The organism is Absiella sp. AM09-50 (assembly GCF_003433845.1).
GTDB lineage: Bacteria > Bacillota_I > Bacilli_A > Erysipelotrichales > Erysipelotrichaceae > Hoskinsella > Hoskinsella hominis.
Genome location: NZ_QVFI01000016.1, coordinates 47,318 through 65,339 on the forward strand (window position 1 = coordinate 47,318; position 18,022 = coordinate 65,339).

At 35.9% G+C, this 18,022-nt stretch carries 15 protein-coding genes and 1 pseudogene; all 16 read right to left on the minus strand.

Translation table 11 applies throughout. The annotated features are described in order from the left end of the window. Positions 1 to 415 precede the first annotated feature (415 nt). Positions 416 to 1,084: a nitroreductase family protein gene (locus DW114_RS13520; RefSeq protein ID WP_207732834.1), complete on the minus strand. Its 669-nt coding sequence runs from the start codon at positions 1,082 to 1,084 to the stop codon at positions 416 to 418. Then, entirely contained in the window at positions 1,074 to 1,442 is a 369-nt protein-coding gene (locus tag DW114_RS13525; RefSeq protein ID WP_117454263.1) for a winged helix-turn-helix domain-containing protein, read from the minus strand. Before DW114_RS13525 ends, DW114_RS13520 begins: the two co-directional genes overlap by 11 nt. Positions 1,443 to 1,543: 101 nt before the next feature. After that, positions 1,544 to 2,626, minus strand: coding sequence for an enhanced serine sensitivity protein SseB C-terminal domain-containing protein (locus tag DW114_RS13530; protein ID WP_117454264.1), 1,083 nt, complete (start codon positions 2,624 to 2,626; stop codon positions 1,544 to 1,546). Between the two features lie 10 nt (positions 2,627 to 2,636). Further along, a complete protein-coding gene (rlmH, locus tag DW114_RS13535) occupies positions 2,637 to 3,113 on the minus strand; it encodes a 23S rRNA (pseudouridine(1915)-N(3))-methyltransferase RlmH (protein WP_117454265.1) in 477 nt (158 codons plus the stop codon). Further along, on the minus strand, positions 3,110 to 3,625 hold the full coding sequence (locus DW114_RS13540; protein ID WP_117454266.1) for an HD domain-containing protein: 516 nt from the start codon (positions 3,623 to 3,625) through the stop codon (positions 3,110 to 3,112). The genes rlmH and DW114_RS13540 overlap by 4 nt, the downstream gene beginning before the upstream one ends. Before the next feature lie 57 nt (positions 3,626 to 3,682). Beyond that, positions 3,683 to 5,101 carry a hypothetical protein gene (locus DW114_RS13545; protein ID WP_117454267.1) on the minus strand — a complete coding sequence of 473 codons (1,419 nt, stop codon included), beginning with the start codon at positions 5,099 to 5,101 and terminating at the stop codon, positions 3,683 to 3,685. A 187-nt stretch (positions 5,102 to 5,288) separates the two neighbouring features. Further along, a complete protein-coding gene (locus tag DW114_RS13550; RefSeq protein WP_117454268.1) occupies positions 5,289 to 5,954 on the minus strand; it encodes an MmcQ/YjbR family DNA-binding protein in 666 nt (221 codons plus the stop codon). A gap of 90 nt (positions 5,955 to 6,044) precedes the next feature. Continuing rightward, positions 6,045 to 7,247: an FprA family A-type flavoprotein gene (locus DW114_RS13555; protein ID WP_117454269.1), complete on the minus strand. Its 1,203-nt coding sequence runs from the start codon at positions 7,245 to 7,247 to the stop codon at positions 6,045 to 6,047. Positions 7,248 to 7,259: 12 nt separating this feature from the next. Continuing rightward, positions 7,260 to 7,973: an FAD-binding protein gene (locus DW114_RS22205; RefSeq protein WP_394336427.1), complete on the minus strand. Its 714-nt coding sequence runs from the start codon at positions 7,971 to 7,973 to the stop codon at positions 7,260 to 7,262. A gap of 72 nt (positions 7,974 to 8,045) precedes the next feature. Beyond that, a pseudogene (locus DW114_RS22210) lies at positions 8,046 to 9,167 on the minus strand (acyl-CoA dehydrogenase); the annotation flags it as partial. A gap of 220 nt (positions 9,168 to 9,387) precedes the next feature. Further along, positions 9,388 to 10,629: a Wadjet anti-phage system protein JetD domain-containing protein gene (locus DW114_RS13565; protein ID WP_117454271.1), complete on the minus strand. Its 1,242-nt coding sequence runs from the start codon at positions 10,627 to 10,629 to the stop codon at positions 9,388 to 9,390. Continuing rightward, positions 10,598 to 13,909, minus strand: a complete 3,312-nt coding sequence (locus tag DW114_RS13570; protein WP_233511368.1) for an ATP-binding protein — start codon at positions 13,907 to 13,909, stop codon at positions 10,598 to 10,600. Before DW114_RS13570 ends, DW114_RS13565 begins: the two co-directional genes overlap by 32 nt. Continuing rightward, entirely contained in the window at positions 13,881 to 14,513 is a 633-nt protein-coding gene (locus DW114_RS13575; protein WP_117454272.1) for a DUF4194 domain-containing protein, read from the minus strand. Before DW114_RS13575 ends, DW114_RS13570 begins: the two co-directional genes overlap by 29 nt. Beyond that, entirely contained in the window at positions 14,510 to 15,934 is a 1,425-nt protein-coding gene (locus tag DW114_RS13580) for a Wadjet anti-phage system protein JetA family protein (RefSeq protein ID WP_117454273.1), read from the minus strand. The genes DW114_RS13575 and DW114_RS13580 overlap by 4 nt, the downstream gene beginning before the upstream one ends. A 236-nt stretch (positions 15,935 to 16,170) precedes the next feature. Further along, entirely contained in the window at positions 16,171 to 17,262 is a 1,092-nt protein-coding gene (locus tag DW114_RS13585; protein ID WP_117454274.1) for a S1C family serine protease, read from the minus strand. A gap of 2 nt (positions 17,263 to 17,264) precedes the next feature. Beyond that, on the minus strand, positions 17,265 to 18,014 hold the full coding sequence (locus DW114_RS13590; RefSeq protein ID WP_117454275.1) for an MBL fold metallo-hydrolase: 750 nt from the start codon (positions 18,012 to 18,014) through the stop codon (positions 17,265 to 17,267). Positions 18,015 to 18,022: the final 8 nt, after the last annotated feature.

Genomic DNA, 18,022 nt, shown 5'->3' on the forward strand with positions numbered 1-18,022 from the left:
ACGCCATCGCCATTCTCCTGTGTTTAACACAATGACCACCTCCCTTTTGTTATAAAAAAAGCACCCGTCCAAAAGTCTTTTGACTTCAGGACAGATGCTGTATCTTCATCTGCGGTACCACCTGATTTGATGTTTTCCTTATTTTAAAACATCCTCTCATTCAAAATGCTATCACATTTCTAGCCCTTTAACGCGAGCACACGTCTTGGATACTAAGCATTTGCTTTTCCCCTCGCCCTCCAAAGTCCATTTACAAGCCTGCATCTCTATCATGATTCCACCATCCATGACTCTCTATCAGCGCACAACATGTTTTATCTCTTTGTCGTAGGTTTCTTCTAATTTACACCGATTTTTCTTTTATGTCAACCCAAAATTGAAAATTTTATCATTTATTTTGTGAAAATTATTTCAGTCAATCTTTCCATTTCCATGCAGCCTGGCCAGCGCCTGCTTCAAAATGATACTTCACAATACCTAAATCTATTTTTGAATATTTCCCTGATAATGCCTTTACACTTACACAATGATCTTGATGAAGTGTAAATTGAAATTGTTGTTTATTCATCGCAGTTGGTGCTATCTGTACACATCGCATACCATCTAAAAACCATGATGGCATCTTAGTTTCTGCCACACAAAGTTCTTCTATTGGTTTTGATTTATGAGGTTTTCCACTTTCTTTGCCATAACCGATGGCTATGACACAACATAATTGTTCATCATCATGTATGGGAATATGTTTCCTTTGAAAACTGCCTGCCACCCAGCAGGTATCAAGTCCTAATGCGATGGCCTGACATACGATTTTTTCACCATAATAGCCACAGTTTTCTTCCAGTTTCTCACCTGGTTTTCCTATCAATGCGATATAGTTTTCAACATTTGAAAACCTTCCAAAATGCGTAAAAAAGCTTTGAAATGCCTTTGGCTCCTGAAGATACATACGTATATGTAAACCACTTTCTTTATTACAGGCTTCTATCATTTGTCTTAGTTTTCTTATGGTATCCTGATCAATAACCTCTTTTGAATATTTTCTTATCGCATGGCGCTTTTGTAAGATTGCTGCTTCATTCATCATTTTTTCCACAGTTTCTTTCCTCTTCGCTCATTTCATTCATCAGCTTTTCCACATGCTGTATCAAATCAGTAAAACGTTTCCAGTTTGCTTCCTTGCCACTCATATGATAGAAATTTTTTGTGCCAATAGAATACATTTCCACAATACCCGCTTCCTTCAACACCTTTAAATGATGAGATACCGCAGGTCTGGAAAGGTGAGTTTCCTGCGCAATATCATTCACACGCATGCCTTCAAAATGACACATCAAACTTATCATGATCAGTTGACGGTTTTCATCTCCCATCGCAGTAAATGCTGTTCGACAATTCGCAAATTCCTTTGCGAGCTGTTTCATTTTTTCTTTGCTGTCCTGCATTTGATCACATCCTTATCCCTTGTATTATACAGGATATTTCATACTTTTGCGCATTGGTAAAGCAAATCAAGACGAAAGAAAAAGCATGGTAAGTTCCCATGCTATTTTCTTAATTGATATCCTTTTTCAAATTCTTCTTTTGTATGATCTTTGATCCAGAATCCAAAATGGGCACCATATTTACCTTTTCGATCAGCACCAGCTGTTTTTATACGACCTGTTGGCTGCTCTATGCCTGCAATCTTACAATCAAAAAGAATCTCCTGTCCATCCATCACGTCCACAAGATCACCTTCCTGAAAGCTTCCCTGTACAACATCTACACCTAATACACAGGAGCCATCTTTCATAGCGAAACAATCTTCTATAATCGCAACAGGTGCTTGTTTTATCACTGGTTTTTTATAAAATAACGTCTTATAGAAGGGTTCTATATTTTTCACTACATTCATGGAAAAATCATCGTGCAGCGGCACAAAATAAATTGGAAATCCTTTTCTATAAGGCATTGCGGCTTTTGCTAACTGATCAAATACTGTTGTTTGATCTCCACAATGATCCACAATGAGCAGCCAGCTTTCTTCAGCATTTCGCACCATAAACTGTAAATAGATCGCATGCACATCTTTTATTCTTTTCGCAGCTTTTTTTAATGCCTGTACCATTTCATTGGGATCGTCTTTTGGCTGTCCATAAGTTATCGTTTCATCTTTTTCTACACGTTCTTTTTGCACATGTGTTCTTGCGTCTAATTGCTGTTTCAGATTCGCAATCAGATCTTTTGTGAACAGTTTATTTTCATGGAATGGATTGATCACAAAACCACTTGCGTTTCCATCTTCCTTTAAAACCAAGGAAGCATAATCATCAAAATGCATCACAACAGTTTGTTGTTGTGCGACATCCTGCCATTTCTTTAATTCCTTCCAATCTGTAAATGCCAAAAAGAAGCTTTCATTATTAGAATTAGAAATCATCGCAAACTGAATGATTGTAGATTCCTTTAATGTAACAGTGCCATTTTCATCTGGTTTTTCTTTGATATCCATCATTACAGGACATAAAAAATCTGCCTTCATGACTTCATCAATCATATGATTTAAATCTTCCAGGCTTTGCGTTTCATCATAGTGTTTCATTGCCTCCACTAAGGTAGGATTGGTAACTGGTTTTTGAATATCCATAATGTTCTCCTTATTTATGATATGGATTATGATGCTGAATCATATATCCTCTGTAAATCTGTTCTAATACAAGGACTCTGGTCATTTGATGTGTAAATGTCAAATCGCTTAGTTTCCAGCGATAATCCGCACGTTTTACAACTTCTTTTGATGGTCCCAGACTGCCGGCTATAACAAATGTGATATTAGGACTTTGATAGATCTGTATAGATTCTAGTTTCTTCGCAAAGGCGATGCTATCAATCATTTCTCCCCATAAATCTAATAAGATCACATATTCTCCATCTTTGATTTTGCTTAACAGACGTTCGCCTTCTTTATCCTTTACGATTTCATTTTCCGCCTCACTATTGCTTTGTGGGGCATTTTCATCTGGCACTTCTACAATTTCCAGTTTTGTGAACGGACGAAGACGTTTTTCATATTCTTCAATCTGCATTCGCAGAGCTTTTTCTTTTAACTTACCTACTGCCACTATTTTTATCATATACTTACTCCTAACACGGTGAGTGGATGATGCATATATTTTCGTTTTAACGTGTGAAAGATACGATGAGCAATCAACACTTCCATCACACTGGAAAAGGTATCCACAGCATTCACAACCCATGCCTCTCTACAGGTTGGGGGAATAATCGTCAATGGCCACATATGTTTTCGTATGATTTCTGCTTCTTTTGCATTGATATTAAAATCACGTAATGCATTATGATATGCGAAATTCGCATGACGAAAGCCATGCCATTTATGCCATTTTTCTTTTTCATGCCAGTCATACAGGAAATAATCATGTAATAATGCCCCTGTAATCAGACTTTTTTCATCACTGTGCAAGTGTAGATGACAATTCATCGCATAACTGTAATAAGCAACCAAAATGCTGTGTGTCAGCGTTGAAATATCACCATGCTGCGTATAACTTTGCATCTGTTTTAAAGATGCCTGTGACAGCAGTTCTTCCACTGTAGTTTTAAAAAAATGTAATTGTTCCTGTTTCATCTCATCACCTGGGTATGTTATATCACAATTTTTGTAAAACTGCCATATTTTCACTTCTTACTTTTTCTTCTTTTTTCCAAGCAAAGCTGCCGCCGCAATGGAAACAACCCCTGCCACAGCTAATGTACTTTTATATGCTTTTTCTTCCAGCTTCATGATTTTATCTTTTGTTTCCGTGTTTTTTATTTCCTTTGGTTTATGAATTACACGAACTGGTGTTTGATAGCTTTCCACCATACAGGAAGCCATTGCTCTTAAATCATCGTAAGATGTACAATTATTTTCTTCCATAATCGCCTGAACAGCATCTTTTTGCTGCTTTGTTAAATCTTCAGGATTTGGTTTCTTTTTCGCATATGTTTTGATAAAACTAATAATATTTTTATAAAACAATTTTGCCTGAGATAACATTTCTTCATATGTATGTGTTCCCTGCATCAACAACTGTTGATTTATTGCCTTTTTTTCATCCTCAGACATTGCATTCCAATCTTCTTCTCCTGACAGAATAATGGAATAGTTTTCTGCACTGACTTCTTGAAAAGCACCCTTCTGATCACTCATATAAAGACTTATAAATTCCTGTAACATATATTCTACTTCTTTAGCATCCAGGATAAAATCTTCATATATTTTACAATCATAATTTAATAATATTTGATCAATGATTTCTTTTTCCATCTTTGACATGCGTTTCCAATAGCTTCTTCCAAGCATGATCTGTTCATAATTATGAATATCAATTTCTGAATAGATTTCTCCATCTTGATTGGATACATACACTTTAACAAATGATTTTGTGGAGCTATCCAGCATTTGCGCAACATTCAATAGCTGTTCATATGGCTGATTGAGCTTTGCGTTAATTGCTTCTTTTGTGCGAAGGGATAATAAATTCCAATCAATCTCCCCGGATAATATCTTCTGATAATTGGATGCATCCACACTGAAGTAACATCTTCCATCCTCACCAATCATATGTGATGATAAAAAAGTTTCCACTGTTTTTGATAAACTGTTTGCTTCAGATAGCATTTGTTCATAAGTACTGCCACCATTTGCCTGTAAGATTGCATTTACAGCTGCTTTTATTTCATCTTCCATACCTTCATATGCAGATTTTCCCAGCATGATTTGTTCATATTGATTGGCGCAGACCTCCTGATATATATTTTCTTCATCATCCATGAGATATGTATGCATAAAAACATCCGTTTTTGATTTTAAACGTTTTGCTTCCGCCAACATCTGATCATAGCTTTTGCTTTGTGCTGCCAGCAGGATACCATTGGCAATTGTCTTTTTATCTGCACTCATATAATTCCAGATATTTTCCCCTGATAAAATTGTCATAAAATTAGAGGAAGTGATATCCTGAAAAGGATGTCCATGATGATCTTTGGCGTAGCGATTAATGAATGCTACCGTCTGATTCAACGATGCAACTGCACCCTCTTTTTTCTGCTTGGTTTTCATGAAAACTCACCTTCCCTCATTTTTGTTTATATGGTCTATACCATTATATTGTTTGAAAGGCAACTTTGCAAGCGTTTTCGATAAATGTTTACTATTTTCATTTCATTTACATCTTATGTAAATCACAACTATAAAAATTATCATACCACGATAACAAAAAGCTTACACGATAGCTCGTATATCAATTTTATTTTTTACAATTTGATAAATAAAAGCTCTCATCTAAGTGCTGTTTGATTTCTTCATCACTGAGTGTTTCATCAAGTACCAGTGTGATCCAGTTTTTTTTGTTCATATGATAAGCTGGATAATATCCTGGTTTATTTAAGAGTTCTTCTAATTGTTCTGGTTTTATTTTTACATCTAAAATTTCTATTTCTTTATCTTCATTCATAATTTTTGACGCATGGATATTTAGAATAATACCATACCATTTTTGATTTTGTGTATTACGAAACACGCCATGTCCAGGATATTTTTTCCACAAAAACTCTGGTGTTGTTCCATAGGTTTCTTTCAGATATACAGCGATTCTATTTGACTGATTTCCTATAAATGGCTGTGCATTGTAACAATTTGATACAATATCATATAGAATTTCAAAATATGCTTCTCTCATTTTTGACACAAATTCTCCCGTTTGTTGTTTGATCCGATGATTGACATATTCTTCTCCACTTTCCATATCATATAGTTTTCCACTTAAATTTCCTTCCTCATCAACATGAATTTCCACATTGAAAACATCCATCATGATGGTGTGATATATGTATTGTCCTACTTGTTTTTCAAAACCATATGCGATTAGCTTATGGAAATTACAACGTGCTTTTCTGGTTACTTCATTTTCCATTTGTGTCAACTCCTGATGCTTATATTATATCGTATAAACATAATTTCTGTATATGCAAAAAAGACCTGCCTATTCGACAGGTCTGATTCATTAAGCATCTTTCATGGAATCTAAAATACCATCAACCAAAGCATCCATTTCATTACGATTTGCATCGTTCATACTGGATACAAAGGATAATTCTTCATTCAGAATACTCATCTGTTTCATTTCATCTAAGCATTCTTTCATCAAGCTGCCTGATTTAGGTGCCCAGGAACCATTTTCAATGATACCCACCACACGTTTTTGAACATTTAATGCTTTCATATCCATAAGGAAATTATGCATAACCGGATAGATACCTAAATTATATGTCACACTGGCTAATACTAGATGACTGTATTTAAAGGTTTCAGAAATCAGCTGGGATACGTGTGTATTTGATACATCATAAAGTGCTACATTGTGCATGCCTTTTTCCACAAGTTTTGTGGCTAACACATGAGCGGCATTTTCAGTATTTCCATACATAGAAGCATAGGCAATTAATACACCTTTTTCTTCTGGTTCATATGTGCTCCAGTGTTGATATTTATCAAGGATATATCCTAAATCATTACGCCATACCGGTCCATGAAGCGGACAGATCATCTTGATATCGATCGTCGCAGCTTTTTTCAATAATGCCTGTACATGTGCACCATATTTCCCAACAATATTGGTATAGTAGCGTCTAGCATCATCGATCCAATCACGATCAAAGTTCACTTCATCATTAAACAGCTTGCCATCTAAGGCACCGAATGAGCCAAAGGCATCAGCGGAGAATAATACACCATTGGTAATATCAAAGCTTACCATGGCTTCTGGCCAGTGTACCATAGGTGCTTCTACGAATGTAATCGTATGTGTACCAAAACATCTGGTATCGCCTTCTTTTACTTCTTCCATTTTTTCCACATCAAAGCCAAACTGGCGCATTAACAGGAAGCCTTTTTCTGTAGAAATCACGGTAACATTTGGATAACGCAACAGGATTTCTTCTATACTTGCCGCATGGTCTGGTTCCATATGATTAATAATCAGATAATCCAGATCTCGTCCTTTTAATACAGCTGCTACATTTTCTAAGAACTGGCGCCCAATAGACCAATCAACTGTATCAAACAGCACTGTTTTTTCATCCAAAAGAAGATAGGAGTTATAGGAAACACCTCTTGGAATTGGATGAATATTTTCAAATAACGCAAGTCGATGGTCATTTCCACCTACCCAATATAAATCATCACATACTTTTCTTACGCATTCCATTGATTTTTCCTCCTACTCTTCTATAAACTGGCCTTTTGCTTCCCCACATTCTGGGCAAATCCAGTCTTCTGGCAATTGTTCAAATGGTGTACCTGGTGCGATATCTGCTTCCGGATCACCTAACATTGCATCATATTCATATCCACATCCATTGCAAACATGCAGTTTGTATGGCAATGCATCTTTTTTGATAAATGGTTTCTTCATTTTTACCATTGGTGGTGCTGCCTTCTTTGGCTTTCCATTATCTAATGCAGCAGTTAATAATGGCAGAATTTCATTGACATCTCCAACAATACCATAATCGGCATTCTTAAAGATTGGTGCATTTTTATTGGTATTGATTGCCACAATGGTTGTCGCATCTTTGATACCTTTTAAATGCTGACTGGCACCTGAGATACCACATGCGATATACAGATTGCCACTGAATTTTTGTCCTGACATACCCACATAACGATCAATTGGCACATATTTTAATGTTTCCGCAACTGGTCTTGATGATCCAATAGCTGCACCTGCCTGTTTTGCCAGTGCTTCAATTAATTTCATATTTTCTTTTGATCCAATACCTTTTCCGGCACTGACAACACGTTCAGCCTGTGTAATTGGTGTATCTAGTGGAATACCAACTGTGAAATCATAACCATCAGCTTTTAATGATTCCACTAATTTTGCGACTTTTTCTTCTGCGCTGCCATCTTTAAAAATCATTTTCTTACGCATACCAGTAATGCCTGTTGGAGCTGCTTTTGTGGCAGCACGATCTTTCTTTTTAGGTTTACCTAAGATATGTGATGCGATAACCACACGCTGGATTTCATTGGTACCTTCATAAATTGTACAAATTTTTGCGTCACGATATGCACGTTCTACTTCCATACCCTTCAAATATCCACTGCCTCCAAATACCTGTAATGCATCATTGACAACCTCTAAACAGATATCAGAAGCATATTGTTTTGCCATGGCAGATTCCATACCATATGGTTCATGATGTTCTTTTAATTCTGCGGCGCTATATACTAAGAATCTTGCACAGCGAAGCTTGGTAGCCATATCCGCAATCTTAAAGGAAATGATTTGTTGCTGGGCAATTGGTTTTCCAAACTGTTCACGTTCTTTCGCATATTCTACCGCATGTTCAAATGCACCCTGTGCAATACCTAAAGCCTGAGATGCGATACCAATACGTCCTCCATCCAAAGTTGCCATTGCGATTTTAAAGCCCTGACCTTCTTTACCAAGTAGGTTTTCTTTTGGCACCTTCACATCATTGAAGATCAATTCTGCTGTTGATGATGAACGAATGCCCATCTTGTCATAGTGATCGCCAAATGTAAATCCTTCCCAGCCTTTTTCCACAATAAAAGCGCTGATTCCCTTTGTGCCGATATTTGGTGTCGTAACCGCAAATACCACATACGTATCGGCTTTTGGCGCATTGGTGATAAAGATTTTATTACCATTCAAGATATAATGATCACCTTGTAATACGGCTGTTGTTTCTGTACCACCAGCATCACTTCCAGCGTTTGGTTCTGTTAAACCAAAAGCACCAATTTTTTCACCTTTGGCAAGTGGTACTAGATATTTTTGTTTTTGTTCTTCTGTACCAAATGCAAAGATTGGCCAGCTTCCTAATGATACATGGGCAGATAGGATAACCCCTGTGCCACCATCTACACGACTCAATTCTTCTACTGCAATTGCATAACTTCCAACATCTAAGCCAGCTCCTCCATATTCTTTAGGATATGGAATACCCATTAGACCCATTTTGCCAAGTTTTTTGATTGCTTCCGTAGGAAATTCATTTTCCTTATCCAGCATAAATGCGATTGGTTTCACTTCTGTTTCCGCAAACTCACGGATTTTGGCACGTAATTCTTCCTGTTGTTGTGTTGTTACATAATTCATCAACGTATACCTCCTCTTTTTACCTTAACCTATGATGACGATGTTCTTTCAGCTACTCGCTTTTTAGGTTCTATGCCTCTTACACCGATAGGATAACATATATGTAAGCGCTTATACAACTAAAACGCTCATAATTCTTAAAACTTTTCTAAGAATTATTTTTATGTTTATAAAAAAGAAAAGACCTGCCTTATCGGCAAGTCTGATTTATTCTAAAACTTCACGACTTTATAATCATCGCTTCTTGTTCAAGTGCTTTTCTATGCTTTAAAATCGCATCCATTACATCATGAAAGATTGTCAAATCTTCACGATCTCGTGCTTTTTCTATCTTATCAAGATAGGCTTCATCCACACTTCTTGCATATTTCAAATATTTTTCATAAATATCAAGTGACATATGATAAGGCTTTAAATTAGGAAATACTTCCTCTTTTAATCGTGCAAACATCAAAAATCCACCTAAATCGATATCGGAGGATAAATATATTTCTCCATGAAATCCTTCCCGCATACATTCATATAATTGTTTTCTAACAGGACTAAAATGACCACCTGCAAATACGATTGCTTCATCTGGTCGTTTTTCTTTGATACGGCTATAATAATTCGCTTTATTTTCAATCAGCACCAAACGCTTTGCCTGTATTTCCATATGTTCTATATCAGAAAGCATATCTCCATTTAGGATAAACCCTTTTTGAAATGGGGTTGTATCGATACAAGTACCATCTTTTAAATAGAGTTGAATAGGCGCACACCATGCAAATTCCTCTGGATATAATTGAAATCCAAGACTGCGAAATATCTCACTTTCCCGCATTTCATAATCATCTGCTTTTGCCATAAGATAATTAGGTTCATATCGATGAATCAGTGATAAGAAGCTACTTTTTAGTTCATTTTCAAAGTACTTGGTATCATGAAAGAGAGCATTGGACATCGCACGCATAAAGTTATTTCGCCCTTCATCAATATAGTCAAGTACCATAAAAAGCTGTTTGATATGCTCCATATCTTTTCCCACATATTTATGCAAAGTTCCATTTTTTACAAGATATGCTTGTTCATCCTGAATAAATGATTGTATCCATGGAGTTTTTATCTTTTCCTGATAGTCATGAAGTAATTGTGATAATTGTTGCGCTTCATCATTTTTCGATTGTTTACCATAGTATTCCTGATAGATATCATTCACATGCTCCAGATTTAATATGATGGTTTTCATATGGTTGGTATGTTCTTGATCATACACAATTTGAATATATCCTTTGTTTTGCAGTTCTTCCATATCCGCATTGATTTCTTCCACACTATCAAAATCCTGTACATCATATGCATGATAGCTTTTCAAATGAAACATGATTCGACGCTTACTGTTATCTTTATTGGGATTGGCATGGGCACTGTTTTCGTACTTCTGAATCAGTTTATCCAATAACTGCTTCTGATGCTTGCTCATGTATTGCCTCTTTCTGGGTCCATTTGGTTACGGTAGATACACGTTGATGGTTACGTTCATCACTTGTCGCAATCAACGTCATATCCGCCACTCTGCTTAAATTAGAGATTTTATCGGTTGGTGTAACAATGATTGCCTGAAAGCCTAAAGACTTCAATAGATTGATACATTCCTCAATTCGCTCATTATCCATCTTATCAAAGGCCTCATCAAATACAGCTAATTGTAAGCCACCTGCTGGTCCATCATAAACACTAAATAATGATACTAAAACAGCCACATAAAATGGTGTTTGTGTTTCTCCACCTGAACTTGATCCGATGGTCTTTCCAAGCGAATTTCCATTCTCTAGAATATCAAATTTCAGATAGGTCGTAAAGCGTGATAACATCTTCACTTCTTTTTCTAATTCATGATATGCCTTAGGATCATTTAAAGATGATAATGCGGATATTTTATCAAACAATTCCCGTATTAATTCTTCATTTTCTTCATACACATGCGTATTTAATAAGTTATGACCATTTAATTCTTTGTTGGTAATCAGATTATAGTATTCACGATAATCTTCGTTACAGGTACAAACGAATTCATATTGAGAGCGGCCAAACTGATGACGTTTGATAGAACGATTTAATCGGTCGATTTGCATTTTTACATTTTCAATCTTACTGTTTAAGGCATTAAAGAAATTGTTTTGGAAACATTCATATGCTTTCTGTTCAGCAAGATGACATTTCTCTATATATCCTTCTACCACATTCTGCGCAAACTTCTCATATTCTCGTTCATAATCTTCACTCGCAAAGGATGGATCTAAATGAATGCGAAACATCAGATTATATTGTTCCTTTTGGCTCTTTAATTCCATCTGATCAATACCTAAAGAATTTTCCAGATGCTTATACTGACTATCTATCTGTTGTTTTCTTTGTATCATTTTATCCAGTTCTTTAATATTTGCGATACTATCAGGGATACCATAAACTGGTTTTTCACTCTGTTTCAAACGTTCTTCTAATTCCTGCATACGTTTGTTATCGCTGGTAATTTCTTTTTCTAGTTGTTTGGCATTGCTTCCCTGTTCTACCTGGATACCATAAATACGATTTCTTTCTTTTTGCGTAGCCTTAATTTGTTCATCAATATCCATTAATTCTTGTAAAGACTGTGGCGTCATCGCATCTTTCAGCTCTTTCATTTCTTTTTCCAAAGCATTCATTTGTTCGGCCTTTGTCATAGCGGCTTCTACCTGACGGATAAAATCATCATTGATAACATACGCAATATGAATATCCTTCACGATATCATAAAGCTGTTGTAATTGTGCTTCGTGTTGTTGGTTTTCTTTTATTTCACGTTCAACTTCAATCAATTGTTTTTCAAGGGAATCCGCCCCGATAAATGGGATTTTATAATGGTTGGGATTCATATGAGAAATCGCATAGCCACTATACAACATACAATCTGGTGTAATGCTGGTGTGATATTTACGAATATCTGCTTCCTTTTCACAACATGCGACTCTTCCCAACAAGTATTTCACATACGGCTTTAAATCTTCACGATCGACTTCCACATGATCATATAAGGTGGTTGTATCTAAGTCAGGTCCTGGTTTTGCTTTAGCCTGATCGACAATGGAATATGTATGAATATCTAATTCATTTTTCATAGAACGATACATTCGATAGGCATCCATAAAGTATGCTTCATCTACAATCAGATTTAATTTTTGATTACGGATGTATCCTTCAATTGCATTTCGCCATGTTTCATCTTTGATGGTAATATGGTCTGCCAATATGGTTACTGAAATTTCTTTTTGATGCAACATGGATAAACGTTTTTGTAGTTCTTCTTTGAATAAAAGAAGTTGTTTAGAATATGGTTTCTTTCCATTTTCCAGCTTTTGTTTCTTCACTAGCAGCTCTTTCATTTCTTCCTGTTGTTTTACCAATGCATTTTTCAGATTACTTCTACAATTTACAACATGTTCATCTATGTTTTGCAGATTTTCATAAAGTGTCTTATATTCATCTAAATCAAAACGTTCCAGATGTTCCACCTGATTGATGGACTTTCTGACCATTAAACGCTGTGTTGATGAAATTCCTTCTTCTAATGCAAGCAGCTCCTCATCTTCAATATCTTCTAAAGTTTCCAGCTGTTCATCCAGATCTTTGCCCTTCTGGATTAACTGCTCACTCACAACACTGACATCCTCATGGTGAATATCCCATTGATTCTGACAGTTTTGAATTTTACGTTCCAAAATATCCGCAGCATTATCTTTACGCTTATCTTTTATTTCTTCCAGCTGTTTTTCTACTACCTCATATTCTGCAGCACTTTGTGCACGTTGTTGTTTTAGTGTCTGAAATTCTTCATTGTGTTGATGATAAGATGCAACCACCTGTTCATGCTCCAATACCATCATTTGATAGTTTATGGCTTGTTGTTCTATCGCTAAAGTATCAAAGCGTTCTTTATCCTGCAGGATATCCATATATTTATCATGAATGATCTGTAGTTGCTCCTTCTTAGATTGTACAGTTTCTAATTGTTCCTTCATCTGGCGATAATCCTGAATTTCTTCCTGCATTTCTTCCAGATTTAAATCTTCTTCTTCCTGACAGATATTTTTTACGATAAACTCTGATATATTCATCATTGGTGTATAGGCAACTGCCATTTTAAATACATCAAAGAAACGTTCATCTTTGATCATCATACGTTGTTTAAAGTAATTACGATAATCGGTATTGGTCGTAAACATACGGCATCCTCGATCAGAAAAGCTGTCTAAAAACTTTTTCATGCGGCGGATATCATATACTCGTTTTTCATGATCCAGCAATCCATCACTTTCCACAAATTCATGTTCAGGAATTGGATGATTCATCATATAGAAACGATAATCCATTTCATTTCTTGTGGCACCTTCGCAATCAAAGACGATACCAAAGCAATATGTCTGACCTTTTTCATCTTCAAATTGCATACAAAGATGAGAACTGAAGAAGCCTTTATCTCGTTTATAGGTACCGTTTTTATACTTTCCTTTCAGATATCCCATCAAATCTCGTGTGGTTTTATCATTGGCGGATTTATTAAATAAAGATTTATCTGTTTTTCCTAATATGACGATCTGCATCGCATCAATCAGCGCAGATTTTCCTTCACCGGTTTTTCCACTTAAAAATACGATATCATCAAAATCTAACATGACTTTCTCATAGTACAGCCAGTTAATCAATAGCATTTTCTTCAGTTTCATCTTCATCACCTTCTTCCTCGTTATGTATATTCTTTAAGATATGATCTATATGCTCTGGAGTTAATACACAAGTGATATATGGTAAAACCCACAGATATTCCTCTTCCTCAACGTGATATCGCTGTACCACATTCAATCTTTGTAACGTCATGATCGCAGAAGAAATCATGGTAGAAGATGGTTTTGAGGACACAAGCGCAAATACATCCACCAACAATCGAAGCAGTTCATTGGTTGTGATACGTATCGTTAGGGAGGCATCTAATTCCAGCATTTTTTCTTCATAATAATTACGTAAAATCAATAGGAACATCGTTTCCAACATATTCAACTGATATTTACATGCACAGTCTTCCCGCTCATTTGTGATATAAATCATCCCCATATAGGAAGAACGATCTTTTTGAAGGATCCATCCTGCATATCGTAAATATTCATCAAAGTATTCCCAATGATCTGAAATAAATGTATAGTCCTCATTGCGTTCTTTTTTCTCAAAATTCTTGATTTTATTGTACTGATAAACACAATTTTCAGCTAATAAAATATTCACGATACGTGAAAATTCTTCACGTTGATTTTCCATTAATGTTTCTACTTTCATGAATCGCCCTTCTTTCTTATTAATAGATTTGGATAGTGGAAGTTACCTTCTTCAATACCTTGTGTTTCATTTGGCAGAAGTGTAGCCTCTATATCCATCTTTCGATCTCGTCCATAGACATAAATCAGAATAGATCGTATATAATCATCCATATCTTTTACCCCGATATCCTTTAATTTACCGGCAGACTGATCTTTTAATTTATCTTTATAATAAGCCGCCACTTTTTCTTTTGTGAAGCGTTCATAACGATCTAAGCCTATTTTTTCTTCCAGCTGGCTTTGATCAGGTGCTTCTTCATCAAAGGTGAAACGCATGATATCTTCGCTTTGTTTACGTTTACGTTTGGCGAAGGAATACACCTCATTCTTTGGTATATATTGTGTCTTTTGAATATTCATGGTCTGTGAAATCATATCTGAGGTAATTTGTGGTTCTTCCTTCATATGATGAATCAGTTCCACAAGTTTTCCTTTTAAGCCTTGATCACTATTACATAAATACATAATTTTCTGTTTCGCAAGTCGACGATAACTTGCATCACTATTTACAAGCTGAGCTGTCAGATTTTCCACAATATTTAAATCGTTATACATCGCATATAACATAGACTCAATTGATTTTTTCGCATGATCACGGCCATTTACTCGATAATGACTGGTAGCACTGTCAATGATTTTTTCCTTTAATGTTTCATCATGAAGCAGTGTTTCCAATATATTGGCAACTGGATTTTTAAAACGTTTTAAACTATCCTCTACAAGTGTTGGGAACACATATCCTTCCACAATATCCCCATAGTATACATCAAAGAAATCATGATATATTTTCGTCGATACTTTTTTCACCTGAATGGCATAATAATCACGGATTCTGGCATTGGTCTGTTCAAGTGTTAAGATTAGCTCTTTAAAATCTGCATAGGCATTACGGATATGCTGATAGCTGTCCTCAATTTTCATTGGATCTTCCATATCTTTTAAAGACGCATGAATACGAATCATATATCCAATCTGTTCACGCTCTTTGATAATATCATTCACAAATGTGATAAATACGCGGCTGTGATAAGGCAAAGACACCATTTTCTTCATCGTATCCATATGTAAATCTACATTGATCCAGCCATGTTTTTCAAACAGGCGCAATAAAAACTGGATATCTTTTCCATACGTATCCTTTTCCTGCCTAAGTTCTGTTTCTATTTGCGCATACTCTTCTTCCTCTTTAAAATCTAACGATATTTCACGGTCTTTCACGTATTCTTCTAATAAATCCACAAGCAGGGAACGTTCCATACTCATTGTTTGATTTCGATATATACAATCATGGATTTCTAATAATAAATCCACATACCTATCTTTATTTTTTGACACCAGTATCGTAAAAAAAGATGCATCCATCTTTTCAAATAGTGACATAACTTCACCTCCGATAAACCTCGTCCTTTTATTTTACATGAATACTTGAAAAATATCCATAAAGAATTACCTGTTTCATTATGACTTACTCCTTTAATTAAGAAAATTTTGATTATGAATGAAATATAAAGTATCATAAATAATTTATGACAAAGATATAAACTCATCTAACACCCAAACCATCACAATCAAAAAAAAGAAGTATGTTCTTGAATAGAAACCATACTTCCTTCTTTTTACTCTAATGTTACTTTAATTTCTTTTTCCTTACCACTTCGATTAATGGTCAGGATTGCTTCATCGCCAACATTTTTACTATATAAAAGCGTACGGAATGTTTTGAAATCGGTACAAGCTTTGCCATCAAATTTCACTAAGACATCCCCACTCTTTATACCCGATTTACTTGCTGGTGAGCCTGATGTTACTTTCATGATATACAAGCCACTATCAATATCTTTATCGATATCAAAATAGCTGCGTTCAAAGCTTGTTAACTGTGCAATTTCCTGTACAGAAATACCCAAAATAGGACGAATAACTTTACCTTCCTTTTCTAACTGGGTAATGACAGGCAATACTTCATTGATTGGTAGCGCAAAGCCAAAGCCTTCCACTTCTTCTGCACTGATTTTCATAGAATTGATACCAATCAGTTCCCCTGCCATATTGATGAGTGGACCTCCACTGTTGCCAGGATTGATAGCTGCATCTGTTTGAAGAACGGATACATCAAAGTCTGCGACACCATTGTTATCGGTATCTACCTCCATGTGACGATCTACACCGGAAATTAAGCCACCAGAAACACTTCCCTGATATTCGATTCCAAGAGGACTTCCCATAGCGATGACGTATTCCCCTTTTTTCACCAACGAGCTATCTGCCATCGTAAAGGCTTCCGCATCAAAATCAACTGTGACCTTCAATAATGCCAAATCCATGACTTCATCTAGTCCTTTGATTTCTGCTTTTATTTCTTTCCCATTCGCAAATGTGACAATTGCGCCATCTCCATCAGAAACTACATGGTTGTTGGTAATAATATATACATCTTTTCCATCAACCCGATAGATTGCGCCACTACCACTTCCGATGGAACGATTGCGAAGTGTTGCTGTTACAGTCACAACCTTGTTTTCACATTTTTGTACAAGCTCCGTTACATCATTATTGATTTCCACTCTTGCCTGTTGTACATTCCCCTGTGTTGTGGTTGTCTGAATCTGATTACTACTTTTATCTGTGGAAACTCGATACAGCTGAATACTGATCACAATATTCCAGCCCAACAACATGACTACCAAAAATGTTAGTGTTTTTTTCATGCTTATTTCGCACCCTTTCCTCCAACATAAATAGAAAACTGATCTGCAGGATATAACTTCATCTGATCATGATGGATTTGTTTTTTATCCAAATGAGATATCAGTGTATTTAATGCCAGCTCCCGTGTATTTCCTTCTTGAGAAATATGGGCTAGTATAATTTCTTTGGTGTTGTTTCCAATCACATCACATAAAACATTCGCACTGTCATCGTTGCATAAATGCCCATAGTCATTGATGATTCGCTGTTTGATATATACAGGGCGATTGGTTTGCATCAACATCTCTATATCATGATTACTTTCAAATATATAATAATCAGCGTCCTTGATATAATCTTTTACTTCTTCTTTAATATACCCCGTATCAGTCACATAAACCATTTTTTCATTCTCACATTCTATCACATAACCAACAGTTCCTTCACAATCATGACTCATTGGTAAAACGGTAATGTGGAAATCTTTGATATCCAGTGTATCATAAGGGGCAATCCCATGAAGATGCTCTGTTTCAATATTTTGTGTTGCGTAAGTATGAATATCATTGAACATCTTCATCTGGGATACATGATCACTGTGTGTATGTGTAATCAATATCGCATCAGACTGGGTGGGATCATATTGAATGCGTTCAAAGCATCCTTTCAGATATCGTTTGGTCGTGCCACAGTCGATGACGATTTTTGTGTCGTTATGTTTAATCAGGCAGCAGTTTCCTTTGGAGCCACTGGCCAATAATGCAAATTTCATAAGGTAAC

Bases quoted from the DNA above. Each gene is read 5' to 3' on its own strand.
- DW114_RS13520 (WP_207732834.1), bottom strand. From the start codon at position 1,084: ATGATGAATGAAGCAGCAATCTTACAAAAGCGCCATGCGATAAGAAAA.
- DW114_RS13525 (WP_117454263.1), bottom strand. From the start codon at position 1,442: ATGCAGGACAGCAAAGAAAAAATGAAACAGCTCGCAAAGGAATTTGCG.
- DW114_RS13530 (WP_117454264.1), bottom strand. From the start codon at position 2,626: ATGGATATTCAAAAACCAGTTACCAATCCTACCTTAGTGGAGGCAATG.
- rlmH (WP_117454265.1), bottom strand. From the start codon at position 3,113: ATGATAAAAATAGTGGCAGTAGGTAAGTTAAAAGAAAAAGCTCTGCGA.
- DW114_RS13540 (WP_117454266.1), bottom strand. From the start codon at position 3,625: ATGAAACAGGAACAATTACATTTTTTTAAAACTACAGTGGAAGAACTG.
- DW114_RS13545 (WP_117454267.1), bottom strand. From the start codon at position 5,101: ATGAAAACCAAGCAGAAAAAAGAGGGTGCAGTTGCATCGTTGAATCAG.
- DW114_RS13550 (WP_117454268.1), bottom strand. From the start codon at position 5,954: ATGGAAAATGAAGTAACCAGAAAAGCACGTTGTAATTTCCATAAGCTA.
- DW114_RS13555 (WP_117454269.1), bottom strand. From the start codon at position 7,247: ATGGAATGCGTAAGAAAAGTATGTGATGATTTATATTGGGTAGGTGGA.
- DW114_RS22205 (WP_394336427.1), bottom strand. From the start codon at position 7,973: ATGCGTAAGAAAATGATTTTTAAAGATGGCAGCGCAGAAGAAAAAGTC.
- DW114_RS13565 (WP_117454271.1), bottom strand. From the start codon at position 10,629: ATGAGCAAGCATCAGAAGCAGTTATTGGATAAACTGATTCAGAAGTAC.
- DW114_RS13570 (WP_233511368.1), bottom strand. From the start codon at position 13,909: ATGAAACTGAAGAAAATGCTATTGATTAACTGGCTGTACTATGAGAAA.
- DW114_RS13575 (WP_117454272.1), bottom strand. From the start codon at position 14,513: ATGAAAGTAGAAACATTAATGGAAAATCAACGTGAAGAATTTTCACGT.
- DW114_RS13580 (WP_117454273.1), bottom strand. From the start codon at position 15,934: ATGTCACTATTTGAAAAGATGGATGCATCTTTTTTTACGATACTGGTG.
- DW114_RS13585 (WP_117454274.1), bottom strand. From the start codon at position 17,262: ATGAAAAAAACACTAACATTTTTGGTAGTCATGTTGTTGGGCTGGAAT.
- DW114_RS13590 (WP_117454275.1), bottom strand. From the start codon at position 18,014: ATGAAATTTGCATTATTGGCCAGTGGCTCCAAAGGAAACTGCTGCCTG.